The 26,241-nt window shown below is 46.0% G+C and carries 28 protein-coding genes and 1 other annotated feature (1 of these 29 cut by a window edge); of the genes, 12 read left to right on the top strand and 16 right to left on the bottom strand.

Annotation, left to right across the window (positions count from 1 at the left end; all coding sequences use genetic code 11):
* Nucleotides 1–59: a binding site (T-box leader), on the bottom strand; it reaches 143 nt to the left of the window's first position.
* Nucleotides 60–209: 150 nt separating this feature from the next.
* Nucleotides 210–2,855, top strand: coding sequence for a transglycosylase domain-containing protein (locus KNQ07_RS12940; RefSeq protein WP_214767132.1), 2,646 nt, complete (start codon nt 210–212; stop codon nt 2,853–2,855).
* Nucleotides 2,856–2,980: 125 nt separating this feature from the next.
* Here KNQ07_RS12940 and acsA read toward each other — a convergent pair whose 3' ends face one another.
* Complete coding sequence (gene acsA / locus KNQ07_RS12935; RefSeq protein WP_214767130.1) at nt 2,981–4,684, bottom strand: acetate--CoA ligase; 1,704 nt, start codon at nt 4,682–4,684, stop codon at nt 2,981–2,983.
* Nucleotides 4,685–4,830: 146 nt separating this feature from the next.
* On the opposite strand from acsA, the gene KNQ07_RS12930 reads away from it, so the two are divergent.
* The 4 genes from KNQ07_RS12930 to KNQ07_RS12915 all read left to right on the top strand — a co-directional run bounded on the left by KNQ07_RS12930 (nt 4,831) and on the right by KNQ07_RS12915 (nt 8,168).
* Nucleotides 4,831–5,463, top strand: coding sequence for a GNAT family N-acetyltransferase (locus KNQ07_RS12930; protein WP_214767128.1), 633 nt, complete (start codon nt 4,831–4,833; stop codon nt 5,461–5,463).
* Nucleotides 5,464–5,474: 11 nt separating this feature from the next.
* On the top strand, nt 5,475–6,107 hold the full coding sequence (locus tag KNQ07_RS12925; RefSeq protein ID WP_012371108.1) for an acetoin utilization AcuB family protein: 633 nt from the start codon (nt 5,475–5,477) through the stop codon (nt 6,105–6,107).
* Nucleotides 6,104–7,297, top strand: coding sequence for an acetoin utilization protein AcuC (locus KNQ07_RS12920; RefSeq protein ID WP_214767126.1), 1,194 nt, complete (start codon nt 6,104–6,106; stop codon nt 7,295–7,297). Before KNQ07_RS12925 ends, KNQ07_RS12920 begins: the two co-directional genes overlap by 4 nt.
* Nucleotides 7,298–7,403: 106 nt before the next feature.
* Nucleotides 7,404–8,168 carry a FixH family protein gene (locus KNQ07_RS12915; protein WP_214767124.1) on the top strand — a complete coding sequence of 255 codons (765 nt, stop codon included), beginning with the start codon at nt 7,404–7,406 and terminating at the stop codon, nt 8,166–8,168.
* A gap of 47 nt (nt 8,169–8,215) precedes the next feature.
* Here the strand turns inward: KNQ07_RS12915 and ccpA are convergent, their stop codons facing one another.
* The 4 genes from ccpA to KNQ07_RS12895 all read right to left on the bottom strand — a co-directional run bounded on the left by ccpA (nt 8,216) and on the right by KNQ07_RS12895 (nt 11,722).
* Nucleotides 8,216–9,226: a catabolite control protein A gene (gene ccpA / locus KNQ07_RS12910; RefSeq protein WP_114595232.1), complete on the bottom strand. Its 1,011-nt coding sequence runs from the start codon at nt 9,224–9,226 to the stop codon at nt 8,216–8,218.
* A 157-nt stretch (nt 9,227–9,383) separates the two neighbouring features.
* A complete protein-coding gene (locus KNQ07_RS12905; protein ID WP_012371112.1) occupies nt 9,384–10,469 on the bottom strand; it encodes a bifunctional 3-deoxy-7-phosphoheptulonate synthase/chorismate mutase in 1,086 nt (361 codons plus the stop codon).
* 123 nt (nt 10,470–10,592) lie between these two features.
* Nucleotides 10,593–11,153 (bottom strand): YtxH domain-containing protein, encoded by a 561-nt coding sequence (locus KNQ07_RS12900; protein ID WP_012371113.1) that lies wholly within the window; start codon nt 11,151–11,153, stop codon nt 10,593–10,595.
* Nucleotides 11,153–11,722, bottom strand: coding sequence for a DUF948 domain-containing protein (locus KNQ07_RS12895; protein ID WP_114595229.1), 570 nt, complete (start codon nt 11,720–11,722; stop codon nt 11,153–11,155). The genes KNQ07_RS12900 and KNQ07_RS12895 overlap by 1 nt, the downstream gene beginning before the upstream one ends.
* 140 nt (nt 11,723–11,862) lie before the next feature.
* Here KNQ07_RS12895 and KNQ07_RS12890 point away from each other — a divergent pair, with 140 nt between their 5' ends.
* Nucleotides 11,863–12,975 (top strand): aminopeptidase, encoded by a 1,113-nt coding sequence (locus KNQ07_RS12890; RefSeq protein WP_214767122.1) that lies wholly within the window; start codon nt 11,863–11,865, stop codon nt 12,973–12,975.
* Between the two features lie 52 nt (nt 12,976–13,027).
* Here the strand turns inward: KNQ07_RS12890 and KNQ07_RS12885 are convergent, their stop codons facing one another.
* From KNQ07_RS12885 to KNQ07_RS12855, 7 genes are all read right to left on the bottom strand, one after another.
* Nucleotides 13,028–13,468, bottom strand: a complete 441-nt coding sequence (locus KNQ07_RS12885) for a Dps family protein (RefSeq protein ID WP_012371116.1) — start codon at nt 13,466–13,468, stop codon at nt 13,028–13,030.
* A 116-nt stretch (nt 13,469–13,584) separates the two neighbouring features.
* Nucleotides 13,585–14,100 carry a DUF2179 domain-containing protein gene (locus KNQ07_RS12880; protein ID WP_012371117.1) on the bottom strand — a complete coding sequence of 172 codons (516 nt, stop codon included), beginning with the start codon at nt 14,098–14,100 and terminating at the stop codon, nt 13,585–13,587.
* Nucleotides 14,101–14,271: 171 nt separating this feature from the next.
* Nucleotides 14,272–15,567, bottom strand: a complete 1,296-nt coding sequence (murC, locus tag KNQ07_RS12875) for a UDP-N-acetylmuramate--L-alanine ligase (protein ID WP_012371118.1) — start codon at nt 15,565–15,567, stop codon at nt 14,272–14,274.
* Nucleotides 15,568–15,645: 78 nt separating this feature from the next.
* A complete protein-coding gene (locus KNQ07_RS12870; protein WP_214767121.1) occupies nt 15,646–16,542 on the bottom strand; it encodes a hypothetical protein in 897 nt (298 codons plus the stop codon).
* A 37-nt stretch (nt 16,543–16,579) separates the two neighbouring features.
* On the bottom strand, nt 16,580–17,188 hold the full coding sequence (gene ytpR / locus KNQ07_RS12865; protein ID WP_214767118.1) for a YtpR family tRNA-binding protein: 609 nt from the start codon (nt 17,186–17,188) through the stop codon (nt 16,580–16,582).
* A gap of 53 nt (nt 17,189–17,241) precedes the next feature.
* On the bottom strand, nt 17,242–18,039 hold the full coding sequence (locus KNQ07_RS12860; RefSeq protein ID WP_012371121.1) for a DUF1444 domain-containing protein: 798 nt from the start codon (nt 18,037–18,039) through the stop codon (nt 17,242–17,244).
* 54 nt (nt 18,040–18,093) lie between these two features.
* Nucleotides 18,094–18,402, bottom strand: coding sequence for a thioredoxin family protein (locus tag KNQ07_RS12855; RefSeq protein WP_012371122.1), 309 nt, complete (start codon nt 18,400–18,402; stop codon nt 18,094–18,096).
* Between the two features lie 124 nt (nt 18,403–18,526).
* Between KNQ07_RS12855 and KNQ07_RS12850 the strand changes: the two genes are divergently transcribed.
* Nucleotides 18,527–18,817 (top strand): hypothetical protein, encoded by a 291-nt coding sequence (locus KNQ07_RS12850; RefSeq protein WP_214767116.1) that lies wholly within the window; start codon nt 18,527–18,529, stop codon nt 18,815–18,817.
* Nucleotides 18,818–18,920: 103 nt separating this feature from the next.
* Here KNQ07_RS12850 and KNQ07_RS12845 read toward each other — a convergent pair whose 3' ends face one another.
* Together KNQ07_RS12845 and KNQ07_RS12840 are read right to left on the bottom strand one after the other, a co-directional pair.
* The gene (locus KNQ07_RS12845; RefSeq protein ID WP_214767114.1) at nt 18,921–19,934 is read right to left on the bottom strand and encodes a PTS sugar transporter subunit IIC; all 1,014 of its coding nucleotides are present in this window, start codon (nt 19,932–19,934) and stop codon (nt 18,921–18,923) included.
* A gap of 135 nt (nt 19,935–20,069) precedes the next feature.
* On the bottom strand, nt 20,070–21,140 hold the full coding sequence (locus tag KNQ07_RS12840; protein WP_012371125.1) for a M42 family metallopeptidase: 1,071 nt from the start codon (nt 21,138–21,140) through the stop codon (nt 20,070–20,072).
* A 120-nt stretch (nt 21,141–21,260) separates the two neighbouring features.
* Between KNQ07_RS12840 and KNQ07_RS12835 the strand changes: the two genes are divergently transcribed.
* Both KNQ07_RS12835 and KNQ07_RS12830 read left to right on the top strand, forming a co-directional pair.
* Nucleotides 21,261–21,563, top strand: coding sequence for a PepSY domain-containing protein (locus KNQ07_RS12835; RefSeq protein WP_012371126.1), 303 nt, complete (start codon nt 21,261–21,263; stop codon nt 21,561–21,563).
* Between the two features lie 60 nt (nt 21,564–21,623).
* Nucleotides 21,624–21,980 (top strand): DUF1304 domain-containing protein, encoded by a 357-nt coding sequence (locus KNQ07_RS12830; protein WP_012371127.1) that lies wholly within the window; start codon nt 21,624–21,626, stop codon nt 21,978–21,980.
* A 73-nt stretch (nt 21,981–22,053) separates the two neighbouring features.
* On the opposite strand, the gene KNQ07_RS12825 is transcribed toward KNQ07_RS12830, so the two are convergent.
* Nucleotides 22,054–22,569 (bottom strand): hypothetical protein, encoded by a 516-nt coding sequence (locus tag KNQ07_RS12825; protein WP_012371128.1) that lies wholly within the window; start codon nt 22,567–22,569, stop codon nt 22,054–22,056.
* A 115-nt stretch (nt 22,570–22,684) separates the two neighbouring features.
* Nucleotides 22,685–23,326, bottom strand: a complete 642-nt coding sequence (trmB, locus tag KNQ07_RS12820) for a tRNA (guanosine(46)-N7)-methyltransferase TrmB (RefSeq protein ID WP_012371129.1) — start codon at nt 23,324–23,326, stop codon at nt 22,685–22,687.
* 173 nt (nt 23,327–23,499) lie between these two features.
* On the opposite strand from trmB, the gene KNQ07_RS16420 reads away from it, so the two are divergent.
* The 3 genes from KNQ07_RS16420 to budA all read left to right on the top strand — a co-directional run bounded on the left by KNQ07_RS16420 (nt 23,500) and on the right by budA (nt 26,189).
* Nucleotides 23,500–23,601 carry a cytochrome bd oxidase small subunit CydS gene (locus tag KNQ07_RS16420; RefSeq protein ID WP_413230418.1) on the top strand — a complete coding sequence of 34 codons (102 nt, stop codon included), beginning with the start codon at nt 23,500–23,502 and terminating at the stop codon, nt 23,599–23,601.
* 163 nt (nt 23,602–23,764) lie between these two features.
* Entirely contained in the window at nt 23,765–25,459 is a 1,695-nt protein-coding gene (alsS, locus tag KNQ07_RS12815) for an acetolactate synthase AlsS (protein ID WP_012371130.1), read from the top strand.
* A 16-nt stretch (nt 25,460–25,475) separates the two neighbouring features.
* Nucleotides 25,476–26,189 carry an acetolactate decarboxylase gene (gene budA, locus KNQ07_RS12810; RefSeq protein ID WP_214767112.1) on the top strand — a complete coding sequence of 238 codons (714 nt, stop codon included), beginning with the start codon at nt 25,476–25,478 and terminating at the stop codon, nt 26,187–26,189.
* Nucleotides 26,190–26,241 lie beyond the last annotated feature (52 nt).

Genomic DNA, 26,241 nt, shown 5'->3' with positions numbered 1-26,241 from the left:
ACCACTAGGTCTCTGATACAGGGAGCGGTTCATTACTTTTTTCCAATCACAGCTGATTTTACTATACATTTGATGAAGCTGTTTCCATGATACGTTGAAGCAGAATCCACTGTCAAGCCATTTTCTAATACTTCAGTTATGGTATAATACGTCTATCTGTGATTTAATGTTAATTTACACCCAAGTTTAAGATGTAAAGGAGATCATTTATGCGCGAGAACTGGTTCAAGTTTTGGAATCATCCCCGGACGAAAGCCGTTCGGCACTGGTCAAATATCACATATGATGTGTCTTGGAATATCATTTTATTCCTCATTATAGGGGTCCTGTTGGTCGGAAGTTTTTCTGTCGGAGCAGCTGGCGGCTATTTCGCTTCGCTCGTCAAAGATACAAAAGCTCCGAAACTAACAGAAATGAAACAACAAGTAAACAGTTACGCCGTTACGAGTGAGATCTACTGGGGAAGTGGCGAAAAGCTGACGAACATCGCCACAGACGAAGAACGTCAACCTGTCAATATCAAAGAAATTTCTCCTTATCTGCTCGATGCTGTTTTATCAACGGAAGATGTTGATTTCTATGAGCATGATGGAGTCGTTCCAAAAGCCACTTTACGTGCCGTCTTACAGGAATTGACGAACTCGTCTTCTCGGACGGGCGGAAGTACGTTAACACAACAATTGATTAAAAACCAAATTTTGACGAATGAAGTATCTTTTGAAAGAAAAGCGAAAGAAATCATTTTGGCACTTCGTCTCGAAAATGCAATGACTAAAGATGAAATTCTTCAAGCATATCTGAACGTCGTTTCATTCGGACGGAATTCACTCGGGCGAAATATCGCCGGAATCGAAGCTGCGTCACGTGGTGTATTCAATAAACCCGCTAAAAAACTGACATTACCGCAAGCAGCATTCCTGGCCGGTATTCCAAAAAACCCTTACTACTATACGCCTTACCTTCAAGGTGGGGTCGTCAAAAAAGATTTGACGCCGAGTACCAATCGGATGAAAACCGTCTTGAAGCGGATGTATGTCGCAAAAAGTATTACAAAAGCCCAATATGAAAAAGCTGTAAAATACGATATTACAAAGGACTTTGCCAAAACCTCAAAACGTTCCCGCGATACGTATCCTTACGTCTATGATTTAGCCGAAAAAGAAGCACTTAAAATCATGACCAGCTATTTCATGAAACAGGACGGGATTAAAGAGGATGAAGTCAAACCTTCTGAACTGGCCGAAGTCAAAGCCAACTACCGGGATCAGGCGATGATTGCCATGAAACAAGGTGGATATAAAATTCATTTGACGCTCGATAAAAAGATTCATGAAGCGATGCAGGCACCGGCTAAAAATGCGGCCAATTTCCCAAGTGCGCCGCAATACAAACAAGTCGTTAATCCAAAAACGAAAAAGACCGTCACGAAAAAAGATCCGGAAGAGACCGCTGCGGTTATGGTTCAAAATGAAACCGGCCGGATACTGGGATTTGTCGGTGGACGTTACACGGATGGGACAGCGGATGACTTCAACCGCGCTTTCCAGGCGAAACGCCAAATCGGTTCTACCGCTAAACCGATTCTTGTTTATTCAAACGGAATTGAAAACGGATTGATCACACCGGCATCCACCATTAATGACGAAGAATATTATTACCAGACCGTTCCGCGTCAACCCGGTGATAACCCGATCAATAACGAAGGCGGACGTTACCGCGGAAACGTCACTGTCCGGGAAGCACTGGAACTCTCGCTTAACGTTCCTGCCGTTAAAACGTATGAAAAGATGAACATGTCGAACTCGATTCAAAAATTAGTGGATATGGGAATTGAAATTCCCGATAACATCCGCTATGCACCATCTGCCGCGTTAGGAACGATGGAAATCACACCGGTCGAACTGGCCGGCGCCTATGCGACACTTGCCAACTACGGGCAATACGTCAAACCGTATGTCATCTCGAAGATTACGAAAGACGGCAAAAACATCTATAAAGCAAAATCAAAGAAAAAACGGATTTACCAGGATCGGACGGCTTATTTAACGCTTGATATGATGCGAGGTGTCTTTGATAAAGGAACGGCGCAATATGCCAATTCATTACTCAAGGCACCTGGTGATTGGGCAGGTAAAACCGGGACGACGAATGAAATCAAAGACTCATATCTTGTCGGTTCAACACCTGGTGTCACGCTTGCCGTCTGGACCGGACATGACCAAAACAACTCCTTGATGGGTGCGACGACGTACTATCAACGGACACAAAATCTTTGGGCTCAAATGGCGAATCTGACATATAACGCAAACAGCAGTTACTTCAAGTCAGGTGCCCGATTCAATCAGCCAGCCTCTGTCAGTGCAGACGACTTCAAAAATACCGGTCGTTTCAAAGAGGAAGATCAAAAGAAAAAAGAAGCGGAAGCGAAGAAAAAAGCGGAAGCGGAAAAGAAAAAGCAAGCCGAACAAGATCGAAAGAAAAAAGAAGCAGAAGCCAAAGCCGACGCTGACGCGAAACAGAAAGCGGACGACTCAAAAGCCAAAGCCGATGCTGACGCCAAACGTAAAGCAGATGAAGCAAAAGCCAAGGCCGATGCGGATGCCAAACGTAAAGCGGACGAAGCCAAGGCCGATGCGGATGCCAAACGTAAAGCGGATGAAGCAAAAGCCAAGGCCGATGCTGACGCCAAACGTAAAGCGGATGAAGCAAAAGCCAAAGCTGATGCTGATGCCAAACGTAAAGCGGATGAAGCAAAAGCCAAAGCTGATGCTGATGCCAAACGTAAAGCGGATGAAGCAAAAGCCAAGGCTGATGCCAAAAAGAAAGCCGATGAGAATCGGAAAAATGCAGAGTAATCCAAGTTCCGTCACTCAAACACCGACTCTAAACAAGTCGGTGTTTTTTTAGGTTTCCTTTTAAAATTAAAACCACCTACTTCCGATTTTTCCGGAAATAGATGGTCTCGTTTTATGATGTTTCCTCAGTCTTCCATCGTCGACAAATCTCCCGTTTCAAGATTCAGCTCCCACGCCTTTAAAACACGACGCATGATTTTACCACTACGTGTTTTCGGTAATTTATCGCGGAAATCAATTTCACGCGGAGCAGCATGTGCGGCTAATCCTTCTTTGACAAACTTTTGAATTTCTTGTTTGAGCTCTTCTGTCGGCTCATAACCGTCTCTCAGCGAAATGAAGGCTTTAATGATTTCACCGCGAACCGGATCCGGTTTCCCGATGACACCCGCTTCTGCAACAGCCGGATGCTCGACTAAGCGGCTTTCCACTTCGAATGGTCCAACACGTTCTCCGGCAGTCATGATGACATCATCGACACGACCCTGGAACCAGAAGTATCCTTCATCGTCCATATAGGCCGAGTCCCCTGATACATACCACCCTTTAAAGAAATACGACTCGTACTTTTGCGGATTGTTCCAAATTTGGCGCATCATCGACGGCCAAGGTGTTTTTAATGCCAAATTTCCCATCCGGAACGGAGGTAACTCATTTCCCTGATCATCTACAATAGCCGCTTTTGTTCCCGGAATCGGTTTCCCCATCGATCCCGGTTTGATATCCATGGATTTGTAGTTACAGATCATCATGGCCCCTGTCTCCGTCATCCACCACGTATCATGAATCCGTTGATCAAAAGCTTCTTTCCCCCAGCGGATGACTTCCGGATTAAGAGGTTCTCCTACGGAAAGGACATGCCGTAAACTGGACAAATCATGTGTATTGGCGACTTCCGCCCCTGCTCCCATCAGCATTCGGAAAGCAGTTGGTGCGCTGTACCACACAGTTACTTTATATTTCTCGATGACACTGTACCAGAAGTCCGGGTTAAAGCGACCGCCTACGACAACATTCGTCGCACCGTTTAAGAAAGGTGCAAAGATACCGTAGCTTGTCCCCGTGACCCATCCCGGATCTGCCGTACACCAGTAGACGTCGTCTTCCTGTAGATCAAGCACCCATCGTCCTGTCATCATATGTTGGATCATGGCATTTTGAACATGTAAAACGCCTTTCGGTTTACCCGTCGAACCCGATGTATAATGAAGAATCAAACCATCTTCCCGGTCCAGCCAGACAGGCTCAAACGATTCAGATGCTTGTTGAAACGCTTGTCGGAAGTCCTTGATTTTATCGTCTTCCTCGACGTCTTCATCAACCAGGAAAATCTGTTCGAGAGATGTCAGCTCATCAACAGGAACACGCGGCAATAAGGCTTTTGTCGTAATCAGCATTTTTGCTTCCGAATCCAGCAGGCGATCCCGGACTGCCTGCTCCATGAAGGCTTCGAATAGTGGACCGACAATCGCGCCGACTTTCAACGCACCGAGTAAGGCAAAATACAATTCCGGTGAACGTGGCATGAAAATGAAAATCCGATCTCCCGCTTCGATTCCTGCGTCTTTCAGGACGTTCGCCGCTTTATTCGTCAGTCTTTTCATATCGGCATACGTAAACGTCTGTTCCGTTGTCCCGTCAAAATAAATCAATGCCGTCTTATTGGCACGTTCACCTTCTGCATGACGATCGATTGCTTCGTAGGCCATGTTGACTTTCCCCGTCGTCGACCACGAAAAATACTGTTCCGCTTCTTGCCAATCATATGAATCTGAACCATCATATTCGGATAACCAATGCTTCCCCGGAAGCGCTTTCAAAACTTTCATGTCTCGTTCCTCCCCTTCACTGTTCTCTCCTACATTATAAGCTAGTTATCGTGTAGTTCAATCCATTTGCCGTCAATTTGTTAAAAAATCCCTCTCTTTCTTTTGCTGCTTTCGATTATAATGAACAAGAAGGTGGTGACGCTTACATGTTTGAAAAACAATTCAATCATCGTACTCATGAAACATCGCTTGGTCCGGTGGAAATCGAAGGACCAGTCACAAGCCAGATCCTTGCTACTTACACACTCGATCCCGGGCTGACAGCTTTTCGACAACCAGCGGAGCAACACGAAGCACTCGTTGAGATCGCTGCGCTGGAAGAAGGACGCATCATCATCGCCCGACAAGGAAATGATATCATCGGCTACGTAACATTCCTGTATCCCGATCCGTATGAGACATGGAGCGAAGGGAACAATCCGTATATTTTAGAACTGGGTGCCATCGAAGTGGCAGCCCGTTTTCGGGGACAACAAATCGGTAAGAAACTCCTCGAAGTTTCGATGCTCGATCCGGCAATGGAACATTATTTGATTTTAACGACAGAATATTATTGGCACTGGGATTTAAAAGGAAGTGGTTTATCCGTTTGGGACTACCGCAAAATCATGGAAAAGATGATGAATCACGGTGGTTTGGTGTTTTTCCCGACGGACGATCCAGAAATCGCCTCGCATCCTGCCAATTGTTTAATGGCACGGATCGGTAAACATGTCGCACCTGAAGTCGTAGCGCATTTCGATGCCTTACGGCTCCGCCGTCGCTTCATGTACGATTAAGGAGGGATCGCATGTTAATCGAACAAATCATGAAGACACACTGTATCACCATCCAACCTACGAATTCAATTGCTCATGCGGCTGAGTTGATGCGCCGTCACAAAATCCGTCACTTGCCTGTGACGAACGCCCGTCAGGAACTGCTCGGGCTGATTGGTCTTCAGGAGATGCAAAGCGCAAGCAGCGTCTTTCACCCGGAAACTTTTTTGAAGGATCAGCAAAATGCTGTTTCAAGCATCATGCAACGAACACCCATCACCGCTCACCCGCTCGATTTCATCGAAGATGCGGCGGTCTTATTTTACGAACACCGCCTCTCCTGTCTTCCGATTGTGCGGGGACGAAGATTGGTCGGCTTAGTGACAGAGACGGATTTGTTGCGGACATTCGTCCAATTGACTGGTGCCCTTGAACCGAGTTCCCAAATCGAAGTCCGCGTCGAAAATACGGCAGGAACACTTGCTAAAATTGCCGGACTCCTGGCGAAAACAAACGTCAACATCCTAAACGTCCTGGTCTACCCGACAAATGATCCGTACGTCCGAATCGTCGCTTTTCGTGTCCAAACAATGAATCCAATCCGCGTCATCGAAAAATTACGAAAGGAAGGATTCGACGTCGTCGGTCCTGACATGAGCCGATGAAGGAGTTTGCTTATCTTTACAGCCCGGAAGAGGCCGCCTACCGGTTCTCCGACTCCCATCCGTTTAATCCGATCCGACTCGAATTGACCTTGTCGCTGTTGGAAGCAACCGGTGCTCTCGAGACCGTCGATTGCATCGTCCCCCGTCCGGCAACCGACGAGGAATTGTCGCTGATACACGATGCGGACTACATACAGGCGGTGAAACTCGCAGGACACGGCGAACTTTCTCCGATGAAGGCGCAAATGTACGGATTAGGGACTGAGGATACCCCGCTGTTTGACCGGATGCATGAGAGTGCGGCCTTGCTCGTCGGCGGAACGATTGAAGCATGCGAACTCGTCCTGTCCGGTCAATACCGGCGGACATTCCATATCGGAGGTGGACTGCATCACGGCTTTCGCGGACGGGCTTCCGGTTTTTGTATCTACAACGACACTGCCGTCGCGATGGCAGCCATGATTCAAAAATACGATTGCCGGATTTTATACGTCGATACCGATGCCCATCACGGTGATGGTGTTCAATGGGCGTTTTACAACCGGGCGGATGTCATGACATTGTCGCTTCACGAAACCGGACGTTACTTATTTCCCGGAACCGGAATGGTGACGGAGCGTGGAGCAGAGGAAGGCTACGGCTGGAGCTGGAATGTTCCCTTTGACGCTTTTACGGAAGACGCTTCTTTTTTGCAGGCTTACCGGACTGTTTTGTTCGAAGCATGCGAACTCTTTAAACCGGATCTCATCATTACTCAAAATGGTGCAGATGCACATGCCCTTGATCCCTTGACCCATCTGTCGTTAACGATGGAAAGCTACGAACAGATTCCTCAAATCGCTGTTGAGGCTGCTGACCGGTACACAGACGGCCGGATTGTCGCTTTAGGTGGCGGCGGGTACGATTGGTACCGCGTCGTCCCTCGCGCCTGGAGTCAAGTATTTGCTGCTTTAACGAATCAATCTCCCTTCCACGGGAATCTTCCGGAAGAATGGATTCAGCGATGGCAGAAAGAGAGTCCGACGGTTCCGGTGACATGGGCCGATCCTGTTCCGCTGTATCCGATGATTCCTCGTCGTCCGGAAATCGAAGAAAAAAACTGGGAGACCGTTAAACGATTACTGTGGCCGTTCATCGATGATTCTAAAAAAGAACACTTATCGTTCTCCTCCCCTTATTCAAATGATTAAAAATGTCTTGTTCTTTTCACAATTACTTCGTGGGCATTTCACAAGTTCTTGTTATACTGAATAAGCTTTCATTACTTTATTTAGTAAACGAAAATTGGGGGAATCCGTGTTGAAGAAAAAAACAATAGGCTTCATGGGGATGTTTTTCGCGACAGGACTTTTGCTTGCCGGATGCGCGAATGACAAACAAGCAATGGATCACGATACAATGCAAGGCTCGGGAAAAAAACCGGTCGACGTTACAGTTGATGTACCGGCGAAGACGATGGAAAACCAAAAAGTAGTTTTCCAAGCGACAGCACTTGAAAACAAAAAGGCTGTTAATCTGGAAAACGTAGCTTTCGAAGTCTGGAAAGCGGATGAAAAAGAAGCGGTTCATCAAAAGTTTAAAGCGGCATTAAAAAAGAAAGGTACTTATCAAGCCGAAGCCAAGCTTGCCGAAGGCGAATACGAAGGTCTTTATCATATCAATGATAAAAACGGACTCCACCATATGGATAAGATCTCATTCGTCGTCATGGATCACTCGCACGAAGGCACAAAAAAGAAGAAGACTGAACATGCACATGAACACGCTACCGTTGAAGGATTATCCGTTCATTACATGGGCGCTAAAACAATGAAAGCCGGGTCAAAACTTCCCGTCTCCTTTCATGTTTTCCTAAACGGCAAACCGCTCAAGGCAGATGTTCAAATTGAAGTCATCGAACCCGGTATCGAAAAACATACGTATCTGCCGCTCACTAAAAAATCGGATCAATACGTAGGTGAAGTCTCATTGACACATCCAGGAGAGACCATCGTCCGACTTCATGTCGAGAACGATCAATTACACCATCACCAAGACCAAACGATCGTCGTTAAACGATAAAAAAAGTCTGTTTCTTTTCCAATCGGAAAGGAACAGACTTTTTTAGATCAAGAACGTGTAGAATCCCGTTGTTCGATTCGGTGTGGTAACGTCACATCGTTTGTCTCGATTTCTTCTTTATTGAGGATTTTCGTCAACAAACGCATGGAAACGGCTCCGATATCATACATCGGTTGAACGACCGTCGTCAGTTTTGGACGAATCATCGTCGCAAGACGTGTGTTATCATGACCGATGACTTCAAAGTCTTCTGGAACTTGATGACCGGCATCTTGAAGAGCGTGAATGACACCAAGCGCCATTTCGTCTGTCCCTGCAAAAATCGCACGCGGACAAGCATCCCCGAGTTCAAGTAATTGGTTCATCGCCTTCATACCTGAATCGTACGTGTAGTTTCCAAGGACAACGTTTTGCTCATCAAACGGTAAATTAGCTTCTTCCAAGGCGCTCCGGTAGCCGGCAAATTTCTTTTCGCCATTAATTTGTTGTTCCAGTGGCCCAGTAATGAATCCGATCCGTTTATGACCATTGTCAATCAGAGATTTTACAGCATCATGTGCAGCACTTTCGTAATCAATATTAACGGCCGGCAAATCATAATCTTGGTTTAAAGTAGCCGCCAATACAATCGGAACAGGTGATGTTTTAAATTCACGGACAAGATCTTCATGAAGACGCCCGCCCATGAAGATGATTCCATCGACTTGTTTACCAAGTAACGTATTCAACAAATGAATTTCTTTTTCAGGATTTTGATCTGAGTTACATAGGATGATATTGTACTTATACATCGTTGCAACGTCTTCAATTCCCCGCGCTAAATCTGCAAAAAAGATATTTGAAATATCCGGTACGATAACCCCGACAGTCGTCGTTTTCTTACTGGCAAGACCTCGCGCGACGGCATTCGGACGGTAGCCGAGCTGGTCGATGGCATCCTGTACTTTTTTCCGTGTCGACGGTTTGACGTTCGGATTTCCATTCACTACACGCGAGACGGTCGCCATGGAGACGGCGGCTTCCCGTGCGACATCATAAATCGTTATATTACTGTTCAAAACAAATTCCTCCTTATTTTAGACAACCTTTTTGTTTTCATTCTTGTTTTCATTTTTAGGCAACACGAAAGGAAGACAGGAAAAGATAACTTTCTTTTCCCATTCTTCCCTCATTGTAAAACGTTTTCATTCGCTAAAGAACAGTCTTTTTAGAAAATCATTGAACGTTTAGTGCCGGAAAAGTAGAAGTCAGATTCTCTATGAACGAATCGAACTCATTAAAATCTAATTGTTGGTTTGCATCCGATAACGCAAGCGCCGGAAACGGATGGACTTCTACCATAACGGCATCAGCTCCGATCGCATACGCTGCTTTTGCAGTCGGAAGAAGTAAATCTTTACGGCCCGTCGAATGGGTTACATCGACCATGACCGGAAGATGCGTTTCTTGTTTGAGAATCGGAACGGCGGAGATATCGAGTGTATTGCGGGTCGCCCGTTCATACGTCCGAATTCCGCGTTCGCATAGGATCACCTGTTCATTTCCGCTTGCCATAATGTATTCCGCAGCGTACATGAATTCTTCAAGTGTAGCCGATAAGCCCCGCTTCAACAGCACCGGCTTGTTCGTCCGCCCTACTTCTTTCAATAAGTCAAAGTTCTGCATGTTGCGGGCACCGACTTGAATGATGTCTACGTAAGGAAGTGCTGATTCGACCGCGCTTGGCGTCATGATTTCAGAGATGACATGAAGACCATGCGCATCAGCTGCTTTTTTCAACATCTTTAATCCCTCTAATCCAAGACCTTGGAAATCGTATGGTGATGTCCGTGGTTTGTAAGCACCGCCACGCATGAATCGAACACCATGTTTCGCAAGTTGCTCTGCCACCTCAAACACCTGTTCTTCACTTTCGACTGCACATGGACCGGCAATCAATTGTTGGGAACCATCACCAATCACATCATCCCCGATGCGAATGATTGTATTCGTAGGTTTTTGTTTTCTCGAGACTAACAACTTCCGTGTCCGATCCTCCCCTTGAAGTTCAAGTGAGGCTTTAAAAATTTCTTTAAATACGTGCTGTAGGCGTCCTGTTTCAAATGGACCATGATTGCTCGCTGCAATCGATTCAAGCATCTGGCGTTCACGGACCGGATCATACCGGTCGATTCCCTGGGCACGTTTAACTTCACCAATTTCAACCGCTATTTCCCCTCGTTTATTAATTAACGCCAGCAACTCAGCGTTCACTAAATCAAGTTCATCCCGTAAACGTTTCAATTCTGCATGTTGATCCATTCTTCTACCACTCCCTAATCAGCATATAGCTCGTAATAGCAACTAATTATAGCGAACTCTTTTGCAATTGTATATAAAGAAAGCGTACTACCCGTTAAAAGTCAGGCAGTACGCTCCGATTCTTTATTTTTTAGGTTTCTTTTCATGGCTTAATTTTGACTGAGGATCGTTATCCTCATCTTCTGAATCATCCTGCTCTTCTTCGAGATGCTCACGGAAATCCGACAGTTCTGCAACGGTTTCTGTATCGAGTTGTTCTGCGACAGAAGCGCCGTCCACTTCATCCCCGATTTCACGTTCGATATCACGGACCAGTTGTTCCGCTTCTGCAAGTGCAGCATCGATGCTCGATTGGTCTTTTTCAAAACCGGCATATTGCGCCGCTTCCTGGACTGTCGGATTCTTTTTCGCTTTTTCAATGACAGGTGCTGCTTTATCTTTTGCTAATTGAATCCATTCGCCTACGAGTGGTTCTGCTTTTTCGCGAACGACCTGTGTCTGTTCGTTTAAACGTTGGCGTGCCGGTGCTGTCCGCTCATCAAGCATTCCGCGCATTTCACGACCCGATTTCGGACTTGATAATAAAGCCGCTGCTGCGCCGATTAGTCCACCGACGATGATGCCGGCAAGGAATCCGCCACCTTTAGAAGTATCTTGTGCTTGGTATGGATGTTGTTTTGTCATTATGAACGATCTCCCTTCAACTCATCTGGAATACTCTCGACATCCGGGACAGAAACGATTTCCGGTGTAACCGGTGTTTCTGCTTTTTTACGGAAGCGACGACGCGGTTTCTTTTCGACTGTTGTTGTAGCTGTTGTCGAAGAGGTCACGTCTTGGCCTGGTTCAGGCTTATTTTTTTTAAACAGTTCAACCGCGACTGATCCCCAACGGACAGCTTGTGCGATTTGTTCTTTGTTTGTATCGGCAGCACCTGCGACCGTGTCAGACACAGTACGAACTGAATCTGTTACTTTATTGAGCGATGTTCCGAGTTCTTCGATCGAGTTCGCAACCGGTGCAAGTAATTCTGTTTTTTCTTCAATCGTATCGACAAGACGGTTCGTTTTGTGTAACAACGCTGTCGTCTCCATCATGATGCCGTCTAATTGACGCTCAAGCCCTGCTGTCGTATCTGCTACGTTGTTAAGTGTCTTGCCTGCTGCGCTCAATACGCGTGCGAGGAAGATGACGAGTACTACGAATGCAATCGCAGCAACCAGTCCGGCAATTCCGCCTAATGTAATTTCCATGGTTCGTGCCTCCAATTTCTTTTGCTAGTGTCTAGTTGGTAGTTCGACGTCGGAGAAGTTGTTCCTGCTACTCCAAATGGTTTATTTCCGTTACAATGATAAATGAAACCTACATACATCATTTTGAGGAGGAACTTTTCATGCGTGACCCGCGCCTAACACAACTCGCAACGAATCTTATCAATTATTCAGTAGCACTTGCTCCTGGTGAAAAAGTCTTGATCGAGAATTTCGGAATCGAACGTGAACTTGTCGAAGCACTCGTTGATGCCGCTTATGAAGCCGGCGGTCTTCCATTCGTCCTCTTAAAGGATAACCGTGTGTTACGGAAATTGTACCGCAATGCGTCGAAAGAACAACTTCAGTTGATGGCAGACATCGAACAAAAACAAATGCAGGCGATGGATGCTTATATCGGTCTGCGTGCAGGAGACAATATCAATGAACTTTCCGATGTCCCGTCTGACAAAATGAAGCTGTACGGTAAAACGCTCGGTAAAATGCATACCGAAGATCGTGTCAAAGGTACGAAATGGGTCGTATTGCGCTTCCCGACGACTTCAATGGCCCAACTGGCGAACCAGTCGACAGAAGCTTTCGAAGATTTCTACTTCGATGTCTGTACGCTCGATTACGCGAAGATGGGTGAAGCGATGACGCCCCTCGTCGATTTGATGAATAAAACCGACCGCGTTCGTCTCGTCGGTCCCGGAACAGACCTGACTTTCTCAATCAAAGACATTCCAGCCATCAAGTGTGCCGGCAATGCCAATATTCCGGACGGAGAAGTCTTTACGGCACCGGTCAAAGATTCAATCAACGGAACGATTTCATACAATACACCTTCCCCTTACCAGGGCTTTACCTTCGAGAACGTCAAACTGACGTTTAAAGACGGAAAAATCGTCGAAGCGACTGCGAATGATACGGAACGCATCAACCAAGTATTTGATACAGATGCCGGAGCTCGTTTCGTCGGAGAATTCGCAATCGGTGTCAACCCATTCATCCAACACCCGATGAAGGATATCTTGTTTGATGAAAAAATCGACGGCAGTTTCCACTTTACGCCTGGTCAAGCATATGCTGAAGCGTATAACGGAAACGACTCATCCATTCACTGGGATTTGGTGAACATTCAACGTCCGGATTACGGCGGCGGAGAAATCTGGTTTGATGATGTTTTGATTCGCAAAGACGGTCGCTTCGTTTTACCTGAACTCGACGTCTTGAATCCTGAAAACTTAAAGTAAGGGAAAACGGATGGCTTATTCCACATAGGATGAAGCCATCCGCTTTTTTAAGTTATTTTTTTAATGTCGCGCGCAACATCCAAATTTGTTTCTCGATTTCTTTTGCTTGTGCCAGCAAATCATCTTCAACCGTTACGTCTTGCGATTCAAGATGAACGATTGCATCTAGCATTTCTTTGCGAATCTGTTGGAAATCACTGATGACCGACTCCACCATTTCATCTGCCGATAAACCCGGTTTTGCTTCTTCAAGCGTCGTCTGCTCTAAATATTCCTTCAGCGTCGCAGAAGGCATTCCATTGTTCATCAACAGACGTTCTGCCACGACATCATATTGTTCTGAAACCCAAGTGTATAACTCTTCAAGTTTTACATGCAGCGTCAAGAAATCAGGACCTTTAATGTACCAGTGGTAGTTATGAAGTTTTACAAACAGTACCCCGTAGTTTGCCACCTGTTGGTTTAAAGCACTCTTAGCGTGATTACTAATCATGAACGATCTCTCCTCTCATAAAACTGTGTTTTGTTCTATATCGTCTTTATCCTTAAATAACAAAACTTAAACATGATTTCATGGGAGATTCTTTCAGAGACCGATGATGAAATTCCTTACTGGGATCGTTTTAATCCCTTGAGCATATAGCCTCCTTTGAAATCAACGGAATCAAATGCGACAAGAAAAGCTTTTGGTTCATATTCCTCGACCAGATTACGCAACACTTTCATTCTCGTCCGGGCTGCTAGTACATCCAGACGGTATCGAATTCCATCACGGCCCTGCCCTTGATAATGCGTGACTCCGAATCCGTTATCCCGGATGACCTGAATCAGCTCTGCTGGGAAGTCCTGTGTATGCACTTGAATCATGTTGTATCCGATTGCCAGCTTCCGTTCGACGAATCCTCCGATCAGAATTCCAAGCCCGAATCCAAGGGCGTAGACAATCATGCCGACTGTCGTCAAGTCACGGAATACGATTCCGAGCGCAAAGATATAAATCAACGTTTCAACCGTTCCTAACACACCTGCAATGATAGTTCTTCCTTTGACGAGCATGATGGTACGTAGTGTCAAAACAGGTACGTAAATCAGCTGCAACAGTAAGATGAGTAAAATTTGTCCCATGACGTCTTTCCTTTCTAAATAACATACCCCCACTATTCCAAAAATCAATTCAAGATGCAATCAAAAATTCAACAGATTTCTCCTCAAAATCACTTCCGATTTTTTGTTTCACGAAACCGACAAAAAAGACGCTGACAAATGAATGTCAGCGCCTGTTTATACTTCACGATATTACTTTGCGTTCTCGTACTGGTGTTGATACGTTTGAATGTCTCCTGCTCCCATAAAGAGCAACACGGCATTTTCATGTTTACGTAAAATCGATACATTGTCCCGCGTCAAAATATCAGACCCCGGCACTTTATCTTGTAAATCTTCTACACGGACTTGCCCTTCTTGCTCACGTGCCGATCCAAAGATTTCACACAGATAAGTAGCATCCGCCTCACGTAATGATGTCGCAAAATCATCCATGAATGACTTTAAGCGGGTATACGTATGCGGTTGGAAAATCGCTACGACTTCACGATCCGGATATTTCTTGCGTGCCGATTCAATCGTCGCACTGATTTCTTTCGGGTGATGCGCGTAGTCGTCAACAAGGATTTGCGAACCGAAGTTTGTTTCGCTAAAACGACGTTTCACTCCACCGAATGTAGACAGACGTGCAGCGACTTCTTCTTTGTTCAGTCCTTCATACTGGCAGATCGCAATGACAGACAACGCATTCAAGACATGGTGTCGGCCAAAACCAGGAATCAGGAACGTCCCGTAAAAATCATCCCGGAGATAGACATCAAATGATGTTCCGTCCGGCGTCGACGTCGCGTTTTCTGCACGGAAATCATTATTTTCTCCAAAACCATAATACAGAATCGGAACATTCGCCTGAAGGTTTTGCAGGTGCTCGTCATCTCCACAAGCAACGATTGCTTGTTTGACCTGCATCGCCATCTCTTGGAATGCCGAGACGACGTCGTCGATTCCCGTAAAGTAGTCAGAATGGTCGAAGTCAATGTTCGTCATGATGGCATAGTCCGGTTTGTAATATAAGAAGTGGCGTTTGTACTCGCACGCTTCAAAGACAAATGCTTTTGCTTCTGCCACACCGGCACCTGTTCCATCACCAATCAGAAATGCCGTTGGTGTAATTCCACTCAAGACGTGCGAGAGTAAACCAGTCGTCGATGTTTTACCATGTGATCCTGTAATCGCAACAGACCGATACTCATCTGCTAAATGCCCCAAGAAATCGTAATAGTGATAAATCGTCAAATCCAGTTCCTTTGCCCGAGCAATTTCTGGATGGTCATCCCCAAAAGCATTCCCTTGGATGATGACTTGATCTTCTTTAATGTTTTCCGCACTAAACGGGAAAAACGGAATTCCTTTTGCCCGTAAGGCATCCTCTGTAAAAATATGCTTGTCAATATCAGAACCTTGTACTTGATGATTCATTTCATGCAGTACTTGGGCGAGCGCACTCATCCCTGTTCCTTTAATCCCTACAAAATGATAATTTGTCATATATGAGCCCTCCAATTCACGTTCCGGTCCGTACCATCGGGCTTGGGTACAAAACCTGTACCATTATAGCAAACCGACTTATTTTTTACCATGTAAATTATTTTGTTCCCGACGTGCACGATACATCGCCATCAAGTCCTTCGTCGTCATCACGACGTTTACCGGCGGACCGACCGGCTTTTTGATTTGAATCGACTGGTTTGCCGTCGGTTCTGTTTCCACTGCAACTACTTGCTTCATTTCATCAACTGAAGCGTCGTCGGCAGAGAGCGGTTCTTCCATCTGAGAATCCACGTGTACCATATCTGTTGAGGACGGAATGGTTTCTGTTTCTTCCTGTACCGTCTGATCTGCTACAGGAACCTCAGGAGTCGCTTCGATTTGCGTTTCCACTGTTTCTTCTTTGTCGGTTTCTTCTGCAACTGTTTCTTCTACCGTATCTTCTTTGTCCGTTTCTTCTGCACCCGGATTTTCTGCTTCTTCAACTGCATCCTCTTCTTCTTCAGGAAGAAGAGTTTCTGTTGACGCTTGTGCTTCGACTTTATTTTCGACAATATCCTCCGGCGAAGAATTTTCTTCAATCGACGGTTCCGGAACGAGAATCTCTGAATCTGTCATCGGTACTAAGCCAGCATCCGCTTCGGTTAGATCCGTTTGTTCCATCGTCTCGATCCGCGACCCTTCGTTCAATTCCTCTGTCTCATGTTCAAGCGACTCTTCTGATGACTTTTCCTCTTCATGTACACTTGAAACATCGACTTCAGATTCGTCCGAATGGATTTCCTCTTGGATCGACCGTTGCTTTTTAGGTCGTTGGAATCCGTAAATAGGCGATGGAACATCCGTCAACACGAATCGATCTTCACGTTCTTCTTTTTTGGGACGTTCGACGGGTTTCGTTTCTTTTTCGCCTGCTAATTCACGTCGAATCCGTGCTGCTTGTTCCTTTAACGACTGCTCATAACGATTGCTCATTCCCTCACCCCTCCATCTTGTTAAAAAATCGGCCGAATTATCGACCGATTAAAAATGCTTCCCCCGTTTTCGCGGTATCTTCGAGTACAAGAATTCCTTTTTCCTGCGGTGCATCCGGCAATGCCAGTTCCCGGGCAGAACAAAGCATTCCGCTAGAAGCCACTCCACGTAAAGCGGAAGGACGAATAATCAATCCGGACGGCATGACCGCCCCCGGTTTAGCGACGACTACTTTTTGTCCGGCGGCAACATTAGGTGCCCCGCAGACGATTTGCAGTGTCTGACCATCCACCTCTACCTGACAAACCGACAACTTGTCCGCATCTGGATGTTTTTCGGCAGATGCTACGAATCCGACGACGAATTTAGGTGAATAATCAATTTCACGTGCTTCAAAATTGATTCCATTTTCTCCTAGTACGCGTTGAATCGTTTCAACAATTTCCGGTGTCAAGTCGACCGGTCCTACAGCATTTAATTCAAACTGGTTTGATGCTTCGAAGATGTTATAGCCAATTACGTCTTCGCCATGGAAAATCGTTGCTACATCGCCTTTTCTTTCGGCAGTGATTTCAGCGCGGGGTGCATCTGCTAAGATGACCATCAAGACGTCTCCGACACCTTCTTTATTATAAAAAACATTCATGCAATCCATGACTCCCTTCAAACTTTCTCACAATGCCTATTGTAGCAGATTATTCAGCTTTTCGGATGCTTGTTTTTTGCAAGGACGAAGACAGGTTCGAGTCTGCCTTCTTCGTACATGAAAGGAAGTGCCGTTACCGGAACCCGTCCGTTCGTGAAGAAGTCAAACATCAATTGTTGCAGAACATCGTATCCCGCGTCGTTTCGAATGTCAGCAAAGATCAGCACGTCCTGATGCGGAATTCCAACAGCAAACTCTCCTGTCATTTTTTCAGCGTAATCGCTCAATAATTGTTTGTTTAAGACACGACTCGCTTCGTAGCCGTCACCCGTACTCAAGAAATAAAAGATATTCCCGGCCACTTCATCCATCTTAAACGGCGCTTCGAGTGATTTTAAATTAAACCGCGCTGCCTCTGACAAATGTTCGGTCGTCCATCCTGCTTGATTCAACAATTCTTCGTCAATCAACCGGTACGTAGCCCCTAAATCAAGCGCGTACATGATTTTCGTTTCACCGGTATGTGGTGTACTGATGATTTTTTTGCCATCTTTCGTCTCATCGGCAAAAGATTTTGCCCGAATGACAGGGAAGACCCGTTGTTCATGACCAATCAGCGAAACCGGTTCCGTCTGCTCCAAAACGGCTTTAATGTATTCGATCGTCTCTTCGACCGCTATGACACCGCGACGCTTTGCTTTCGCTACAAGCGGATTCAATCCCAGATCGACTCCTGTCCGATCCTGTTTGCGTTCGATGCGGAGAACCGATTTTTCCCGATCGAAATACGTTGTATATTGAGTGGTATCAAATGCCTCCGTAACGAGGCGGCGAATTTGTTGTAGTTCCATGAATCCATTTCATCCTTTCCTATTAAAAAAAGCGAGTCAGCGCTCGCTTTTGTTTCAGACTGTTTCTAAAAATGCGGTCACCTGTTCAGGTGTTTTTCGTTCTTTCCCGACATAACGACCCGTTTCTTCATTTTCACGATACGCAACAAAGCTCGGAATTCCGAAGATGTCCATTTCCTGGGCAATTTCAATGTGCTGATCGCGGTCGACGTAATAAAAATTAAATTCACTGAACGTCTGTTCCATTTCCGGCATGAAGGGATCTAAAAACCGGCAATCCGGGCACCAATCCGCTGAAAAGAGGAAAATCGATTTTTCTTTTTTCGCTTGATCAAATTGTTCTTTCGATTCTAATTTTTTCATCTGTTACACTCCTTCAATACTTGCTTTTTCATTGGCTCCATCATAGCATATTCGAATGTTTCTGTGCGTTTTCGTGCTCTGTTTGCTATACTGCAACTAGAAAATGTCCTGAAAGGAAATTATTATGACTGATCAACCTGTTAAGCATCCTTTTGAACGATTTGTTGGTTTTGTCGGCATGACAAGCTGTCTCCGGTACGGCTATTCGTTTATCGATTCCGAACGTAGCCTGCCTCAAATCCTGATCCTTCTTGTAGTCGGATTTGCCATCATCATGTTGCTCGAAGCAATCGGGAAACGGCTCGCCAGAAAATTGCCGATCGTTCGGATGCGGTATTTGATTCCGCTCTATCTTTTATACTTGTATGTCTTTTTCACCAGTTTTTACTCCAGTGCGTTCGGCTTTTCACTGTGAACATGAAGGGACTGACTTTTGAGTCAGTCTCTACAAAAAAGCAAGGGTGGCAGAATGATAATCTGCCACCCTTGCTTATCTACTCATCGAAAAAATTTGTTCATCAATACTCGATTTTCAGATCCCCGTCTTTAATCCGTCCCATGCGACGGAGGATACGGTAAATCAAATAACTGATCAGTGCTGGTGCCAGGAAACACAATACGAAAACCGCTAAGTAGTACTCGCCTTCGAATCCCATCGTTTTTAGCATCATCAGTGGACCGACCAGTCCGCTTGTCCCCATACCCGATCCTTCAGCATTACTTTCGAGCGTCAATAAAACGGTCGCGAACGGTGCGAGCAGTGCGCCCGCCAGTGTCGGCGGGACAATCGTCCATGGATTTCGAATGATATTACCCACTTGTAACATCGACGTGCCGATTCCTTGGGCAATGAAACCCCCAATCCCGTTATCGCGATAACTGATGACACCGAAACCGATCATTTGTGCGGCACAGCCGATCGTTGCAGCACCGGCTGCCAGTCCATCCAGACCTAACATGATTCCGAGAGCTGCACTCGAGATGGGAGCCGTCAAAGCGAGACCCATGACGGTCGCTACAAAAATCCCCATGACTAAAGGTTCTCTTTCTGTTCCCCACCGGATGATTTCCCCTAAATCGGTCATCAGCGTTCCAATCCAAGCTCCGACATATTTTCCACTCACAAAACCGATGAGCAAGGTGATGAATGGCGTCAAAATGATATCGAGTCGCGTCGTTTTTGAGATCAGTTTTCCGATTTCGGTCGCAATGACGGCTGCCACGTAACTTCCGGCAGGACCTCCCGCTTCGTAACCAAAGGCACCGACCGCAACGGCTGAAAACAAGACAAGCGGCGGAGCTTCGAGCGCAAAGGCAACCGCTACTCCGATTGCCGGCCCTGTCAGTGCGATAGCCTGCTGCCCGACCGTGACGAGTATTTCCGCATCGATTCCTTTTGTGATTAACCCTTCACCAATCGTCTTTAAAATTAGTCCCATAATCAAAGAACTGAATAATCCTAATGCCATATAACTGAGTACCGTAATAAAATATACTTTCGGACTGAGTAAAATTCCTTTTCTTTTTAACAAGCTGCCACTTCCTTCTGTTTAAAATCAGATTCATTATAACAAACTCTAAAAAAAGGTCATACATTTGTTTTTCATCTGACAAGACAGTTGAAACCAAAAAAAAGAGGATCGCAACGATCCCCTCTTCTATCACGTTCATTTAATTTGTAACGTCGCAAGTGTCGTCGCATCCAGTTGCGTGACCAGTTTCTTCAGTAATTCTTTTGCCGCATCATAGTCATCCGTGTGCATAATTGAAGCATGTGTATGGATATAACGTGCCGGAAGACCGACGACCGTCGTTGGAATTCCGTTGTTCGAACGATGGATGACGCCTCCGTCCGTTCCACCTGCTCCGACGTAATATTGATACGGAATATTGTTCGATTCCGCTGTATCGAGCACATAATCCGTCATTTCTTTCGATAAAATCATGACGCTGTCTTTAATACGTAACAACGGTCCTTGACCAAGCTGACCGAATTCCGTTTTATCTCCTGAAGCATCGTTGGCCGGTGAGGCGTCGACGACAAAAGCAACATCCGGATCAATCAGATTGGTGGCCGTTTGTGCACCGCGCAAGCCGACTTCTTCTTGAACCGTTGCACCTGAGAATAAGACGTTCGGATGATCCGCTGCTGTCGTTTCTTCCAACAACTCAATTGCCATCCCGACGCCGTAGCGGTTGTCCCATGCTTTGGCCATGATTTTTTTCGGGTTCGCCATCGGTGTGAACGGGAAAAACGGGACAGCCGGAATACCCGGACGAATACCAAAGGATTCCGCTTCTTCTTTTGAGTCTGCCCCGACATCGATGAACATATCTTTGATCGCCATCGGTTTATTCCGGACTTCATCCGTCAGCAAATGTGGTGGTGTTGACGCAATGACACCGGGAATGATCCCGTTATCGCCGCAAATCGAAAAACGTTGTGCAAGCAGAACCTGACTCCACCAGCCACCGAGCGGTTGAATCCGGAGCATCCCGTTTTTCGTAATCTGTGTGACCATGAAAGCTACTTCATCCATATGACCGGCAACCATAACTTTCGGACCATCCGCCTGACCCGTGCGTTTTCCGAAAATTGAACCAAGACCGTCCATGACGATTTCATCCGTCACCGGTGTAATCCGTTCTTTCACAAAGCGTCTGACATCATGTTCAAACCCGGGTGCACCGTTCAATTCTGTCAATGTTCGAAACAAGTCTCTTGTTTTTTCATTCATATGTATCCCCTCCTGTTCATTCATTATACAAAATTTTGCTTCAATCACTTAACCTTTTGTTTCTCACTGGACGGATTATTTGGTACAGTAGGAATAGAACCTGTAAGGAGGGGAATTTTAATGAAAAAACGCTATTGGATTATCGGTCTCGCAGCAGCGGTCGTTGCCGCTTTCGCAGTCAAGAAGGCTGTCGACAACAAACAACTCTCTGCCGAGGAAGCGCTCGAAATCACGAAACGCACATTTTCAGCAAAAGGACGTGTCCAAGGTGCATGGATCTCTGCAACACCAGAGGCGTACGCATACGAGTCACGTGACTACCAAAGCTACAAAGGTGGCATCTCGGTCCTTGAAGGTGACGATGAAAAAACGTATCAATTCACAGTTGATGCGGAAACAGGTGCTTTACTCGAATACGCATAATAGACGGACCATACTTCGATCGACGAAGTATGGTTTTTTTTCAGAAAGGAGACACTCGACATGTCTTTACTCGCTACTCTCTTCGTTTTAATAGTCGCCGTGGAACATTTTTATATTCTGGCACTTGAAATGTTTTTCCTGTCATCAAAATCTGCCCGGCGTACATTCGGTCTGACCGAAGAAGCCGTCTCCAATCCGCAGATCCGAACACTGTTTGCCAACCAAGGTCTTTATAACGGTTTTCTTGCCGCTGGTCTGATTTTCGGGCTGATCCTTGATTCCTCAGCGGTCCAATTGTATTTCCTCGGTTGTGTCATCGTCGCCGCTCTGTATGGTGCAGCTACTGCCAACACCTCAATTCTTTTCAAACAAGGGCTTCCGGCCATCATTGCTTTTTTACTCGTCTTATTCGTCTGAATTCATCAAAAAAATCCCTTGTCGCACCCGGTAATTCGGGTAGAAAAGGGATTTTCATTTAATTCATAAAAGATTAACGCGGGTTATCATTACGTTCGTAGATCGGGTTCATGTATTCACTTGTTGAATACAGACGCGGTACAACAACGTATAGCATGATAGCTGGTACTGCAATGATTAATAACATCAGTAACATCGGCAACCAGTAAACCACCTTTTGGTGCAGGTTATCCGAGTTGCTGTCGATGTATTCTTTGACGCCTTTTACTTTAGCCGCATCTGCGCTTGTAAGTAATTTACCGCTGTCTGCGTTGTAGAAATGAATTTCACGTTTGATCGTGATGAAGATTCCATCACGAACTGTCTCGATTACCGCGATTCCACCGATAATATTTTCACCTTTTTCACCAGTGAATGTTTTTGGATCTTCAATTTCTACAGAACCTTTTTTATAGTCGTAATGTGTACTCTTCAAATCCTCGTCAAGTGCTTTTTGCATAGATGACGTATCAATCGCAGCGAATACCGATTGTCCGATACTCAATGCGAGAAAGAGTGCCGTTACGAAGGCTAAGCTTTTTTGCCACATCCCCAATTTCCCCCTTTACCTGTAAATACAGTTCTTCAGTCAACAACATTGTACCAATTAATAAGAAAAAAGTGTGAAAGAAATGCTAGGAAAATAAGAAAACTTTTTGTCTAAATTATTTTGTATACGTTGCTTCCATCCGATAAATCGGTTGACCCATTGCTGAAAATCGTTCTTCGTATTCCGTTCTGACGTTATTTTCCGGCTCGTTGGCATGTAAATCAAGTGACATCCAATCAAATGTCATCCCGTAAGCAGACATCGTCATCAGACTTGATTCAAATAATTTCCGGTTATCCGTCTTGAAATGAATCTGCCCTTTTTCCGGTAAAATATCTTCATAGGTTGCCAAAAACGTTTTGTACGTCAAGCGGCGTTTCGCATGCCGTGATTTCGGCCACGGATCGGAGAAGTTCAAATAAACACGGGCCACCTCTCCTTTTTCAAAGAAGTCACGCAAGTCTTTGGCATCGACCGTCAAGACACGGACGTTAGCAAGCGGTTCTTCCACCATCTTTTGAACGATGGCGACTGCAACACTCTCAAACAGTTCGATTGCGACGAAGTTGACCTCCGGATACTGTTTTGCCATCCCTGTGATGAAGGCGCCTTTACCTGATCCGACTTCGATGTAAATCGGATTCTCATTCTTAAATTCATTCGACCAGTTTCCTTTTAGAGTCGACGGGTCTGCTATATAGATGGAGGATTGCTCTTTCATATAATCCAGTGCCCATGGTTTGTGACGTAAACGCATACTGCTCATCCTTTCGATTCTTAAATTATCCGCAGATAAGTTTATCATGATTCGGGTAAATATATAAGATGTTCTTCATTCTCCCAAAAGAATGTTCAGCAGATCGTCACTTGAGAATAAGTGAGCAATCTACTACACTTACAGTACGATGATTCCTAAAGGAGGTTTTAATGTTGGAAGACTTCTTGATTGCGTGGGGTTCTCCGATCGTTCTCGTCATGGGTGTAACGGCTCTTTTCGTCTGGGCGACGTTCGGAAAAGTGAATGCGGAATAAACAGTTAGCGGCAGACATCTTGTGTTGATCACAAGGTGTCTTTTTTAGTTTCTGAAGGATTCACCTTGGTTTCTCATTGAAACAGATGTATACTTTTCACGAAACAGTTTTTATATTACAGCTATCGAACAACCAAAACTACTGGTAGAAAAGGAGAATTGTAATGAAAGAAAAACAAAACAGTGATTCAAATGACTTAGTACAGAAGAAAACAGGAGCCGATTTGGTCGTCGATACCCTCATCGAACAGGGTGTCGACTATATCTTCGGGATTCCTGGAGCGAAAATTGACTCTGTCTTTAATGTTCTGCAGGACCGGGGACCGGAACTGATCGTCGCACGTCATGAACAGAATGCCGCGTTCATGGCACAAGCAATCGGCCGCTTGACGGACAAACCCGGCGTGGTACTTGTCACGTCAGGACCCGGTGCTTCCAATCTCGCGACCGGTCTTGTCACGGCCAACTCGGAAGGTGACCCTGTCGTCGCGATTGCCGGTGCCGTCACACGAGCCGATCGGTTGAAACGGACCCACCAATCGATGGATAACCAGGCACTGTTCAAACCGATTACCAACTTCAGCGCTGAAGTTCAAGATGCCGACAATATCCCTGAAGTCTTATCCAATGCTTTCCGGACAGCGGAAACGACGTCCGGTGCCGCTTTTGTCAGCATTCCGCAGGATGTCGGATTAAATGAAGCGAACGTCACTTCGTTCAAAGCGGTCGAAGCACCTAAACTCGGAATCGCTCCAGAAGAATGGATTGATGAGACGGCTACCCTGATTGAACAAGCGAAGTTACCGGTTTTGTTACTCGGTATGCGCTCGAGTCAACCGCGTGTCGTTCAGGCCATCCGTGCTTTGCTCGAACGCGTGTCGATCCCGGTCGTTCAGACATTCCAGGCCGCCGGTACGTTGTCACGCGAGCTTGAATCTAATTTTTACGGACGGGTCGGTCTTTTCCGTAACCAACCGGGAGACGCCTTGCTTGCTGAAGCCGATCTCGTCTTATCGATCGGATACGATCCAATCGGATATGATCCGAAATTCTGGAATCAACCGTCTCACGAGCGGACATTGATTCATCTTGATCAGATGCGGGCCGAAATCGATCACTTCTATCGTCCGGACCGGGAACTCGTCGGTGATGTTGCAGCAACCATCAATGCGTTATCAGAACGTTTGCATGCATTGACACTTCCGGCAAGCTCAACTGAATTTTTACACGGTCTTCAACAACGTCTGGAAGAACGGGACATCCCGCCAATCGTGAAGGACTCACCACTGACTCATCCGCTTTACTTCATGAAAACATTACGCGAACAAATCGCGGACGACGTCACGGTCACAGTAGATGTCGGATCGCATTACATCTGGATGGCACGTCACTTCCGGTCGTACGAGCCTCGTCATCTCTTGTTCAGCAACGGCATGCAGACACTTGGTGTCGCATTACCTTGGGCAATCGCCGCGACGCTCGTCCGTCCGGGTAAAAAAGCGGTCTCGATTTCCGGCGACGGTGGATTCCTCTTTTCCGCCATGGAACTGGAAACGGCAGTCCGCCTGAATGCTCCGCTCGTCCATTTCGTATGGCGGGACAGCGGGTTTGATATGGTAGCATTCCAGCAGGAAATGAAATACAAACGGAAATCCGGTACCTCGTTCGGAGAAGTCGATTTAGTAAAATACGCTGAAAGCTTCGGTGCAAAAGGACTCCGTGTCAATCATCCGTCCGAACTCATCTCGGTCATGGAAGAAGCATGGCAAACAGAGGGACCTGTCATCGTGGATGTTCCGATCGACTACAGCGATAACATTACACTCGGTAAAGAGGTACACTTGGATCAATTGAACTGATAAGGAGATGAAAGCGATGCAGCATGACGATACATTACTTCAGATTTCGACAATGATGGCCTTACTCGACGGTGTATTCGAAAGTGAAACACGCTACGAATCGATTCTTTCCGGTTATGATTTCGGAATCGGTACATTCGACCATCTCGACGGGGAAATGATTGGTTTTGACGGTTCCTTTTATCAACTGCGGTCGGACGGCAGCGCCCGTCCGCTCGATCCCAAAACGACAACTCCGTTCTGTTCTCTTACGCGATTCGTTCCCGAACAGTCGTTGTCCGTGAAGCAAACGATGTCTAAAGCTGATTTTGAACACTGGCTAAGTGAACAGCTTGGTACGACCAACAGCTTTTACGCCGTCCGGATTGAAGGACGATTTTCCGAGGTCAAGACACGAACCGTCGCTCGGCAGGAAAAACCATTCCGTCCAATCACTGAAGCCGTCGCGACACAAAGCGCCCGGACATTCGAACACATCGACGGTACGTTAGCCGGTTATTTCACACCCCGGTTTGGTCATGGAATCGCAGTCGCCGGCTACCATCTTCATTTCATCGATCAAGAACGAAGCGGTGGCGGACATGTCTTCGACTATACGGTACAAGACGTAACCGTTACATTCGAGGAAAAACCAAAGTTGGACTTACGTTTGCCGACGACAGCAGCGTACCGGACAGCTGATCTTGAAAGTCATGATATCGAAAAAGAAATCCAAATTGCCGAAGGCTAAAAAAACGTGCGGACACAGAATCACTTGTGTCCGCACGTTTTTCGTTAGTGTT

The organism is Exiguobacterium sp. s145, assembly GCF_018618835.1.
Taxonomy (GTDB): domain Bacteria; phylum Bacillota; class Bacilli; order Exiguobacteriales; family Exiguobacteriaceae; genus Exiguobacterium_A; species Exiguobacterium_A artemiae.
The sequence above is the reverse complement of the archived record's forward strand: the minus strand, read 5'-3'. Positions and strand labels throughout refer to the sequence as shown.

Excerpts from the sequence above, each read along its gene's own strand:
- budA (WP_214767112.1), top strand. The coding sequence starts at position 25,476 with ATGCAGCATGACGATACATTACTTCAGATTTCGACAATGATGGCCTTA.
- alsS (WP_012371130.1), top strand. The coding sequence starts at position 23,765 with ATGAAAGAAAAACAAAACAGTGATTCAAATGACTTAGTACAGAAGAAA.
- acsA (WP_214767130.1), bottom strand. The coding sequence starts at position 4,684 with ATGAAAGTTTTGAAAGCGCTTCCGGGGAAGCATTGGTTATCCGAATAT.
- KNQ07_RS12840 (WP_012371125.1), bottom strand. The coding sequence starts at position 21,140 with ATGAATGAAAAAACAAGAGACTTGTTTCGAACATTGACAGAATTGAAC.
- KNQ07_RS12850 (WP_214767116.1), top strand. The coding sequence starts at position 18,527 with ATGACTGATCAACCTGTTAAGCATCCTTTTGAACGATTTGTTGGTTTT.
- KNQ07_RS12890 (WP_214767122.1), top strand. The coding sequence starts at position 11,863 with ATGCGTGACCCGCGCCTAACACAACTCGCAACGAATCTTATCAATTAT.
- KNQ07_RS12835 (WP_012371126.1), top strand. The coding sequence starts at position 21,261 with ATGAAAAAACGCTATTGGATTATCGGTCTCGCAGCAGCGGTCGTTGCC.
- KNQ07_RS12870 (WP_214767121.1), bottom strand. The coding sequence starts at position 16,542 with ATGAGCAATCGTTATGAGCAGTCGTTAAAGGAACAAGCAGCACGGATT.
- KNQ07_RS12940 (WP_214767132.1), top strand. The coding sequence starts at position 210 with ATGCGCGAGAACTGGTTCAAGTTTTGGAATCATCCCCGGACGAAAGCC.
- KNQ07_RS12895 (WP_114595229.1), bottom strand. The coding sequence starts at position 11,722 with ATGGAAATTACATTAGGCGGAATTGCCGGACTGGTTGCTGCGATTGCA.
- KNQ07_RS12905 (WP_012371112.1), bottom strand. The coding sequence starts at position 10,469 with ATGGATCAACATGCAGAATTGAAACGTTTACGGGATGAACTTGATTTA.
- KNQ07_RS12860 (WP_012371121.1), bottom strand. The coding sequence starts at position 18,039 with ATGGAACTACAACAAATTCGCCGCCTCGTTACGGAGGCATTTGATACC.
- KNQ07_RS12925 (WP_012371108.1), top strand. The coding sequence starts at position 5,475 with ATGTTAATCGAACAAATCATGAAGACACACTGTATCACCATCCAACCT.
- KNQ07_RS12900 (WP_012371113.1), bottom strand. The coding sequence starts at position 11,153 with ATGACAAAACAACATCCATACCAAGCACAAGATACTTCTAAAGGTGGC.
- KNQ07_RS12885 (WP_012371116.1), bottom strand. The coding sequence starts at position 13,468 with ATGATTAGTAATCACGCTAAGAGTGCTTTAAACCAACAGGTGGCAAAC.
- KNQ07_RS12830 (WP_012371127.1), top strand. The coding sequence starts at position 21,624 with ATGTCTTTACTCGCTACTCTCTTCGTTTTAATAGTCGCCGTGGAACAT.
- KNQ07_RS12930 (WP_214767128.1), top strand. The coding sequence starts at position 4,831 with ATGTTTGAAAAACAATTCAATCATCGTACTCATGAAACATCGCTTGGT.
- trmB (WP_012371129.1), bottom strand. The coding sequence starts at position 23,326 with ATGCGTTTACGTCACAAACCATGGGCACTGGATTATATGAAAGAGCAA.
- ytpR (WP_214767118.1), bottom strand. The coding sequence starts at position 17,188 with ATGAATGTTTTTTATAATAAAGAAGGTGTCGGAGACGTCTTGATGGTC.
- KNQ07_RS12880 (WP_012371117.1), bottom strand. The coding sequence starts at position 14,100 with ATGGGACAAATTTTACTCATCTTACTGTTGCAGCTGATTTACGTACCT.
- murC (WP_012371118.1), bottom strand. The coding sequence starts at position 15,567 with ATGACAAATTATCATTTTGTAGGGATTAAAGGAACAGGGATGAGTGCG.
- KNQ07_RS12855 (WP_012371122.1), bottom strand. The coding sequence starts at position 18,402 with ATGAAAAAATTAGAATCGAAAGAACAATTTGATCAAGCGAAAAAAGAA.
- KNQ07_RS12920 (WP_214767126.1), top strand. The coding sequence starts at position 6,104 with ATGAAGGAGTTTGCTTATCTTTACAGCCCGGAAGAGGCCGCCTACCGG.
- KNQ07_RS12825 (WP_012371128.1), bottom strand. The coding sequence starts at position 22,569 with ATGTGGCAAAAAAGCTTAGCCTTCGTAACGGCACTCTTTCTCGCATTG.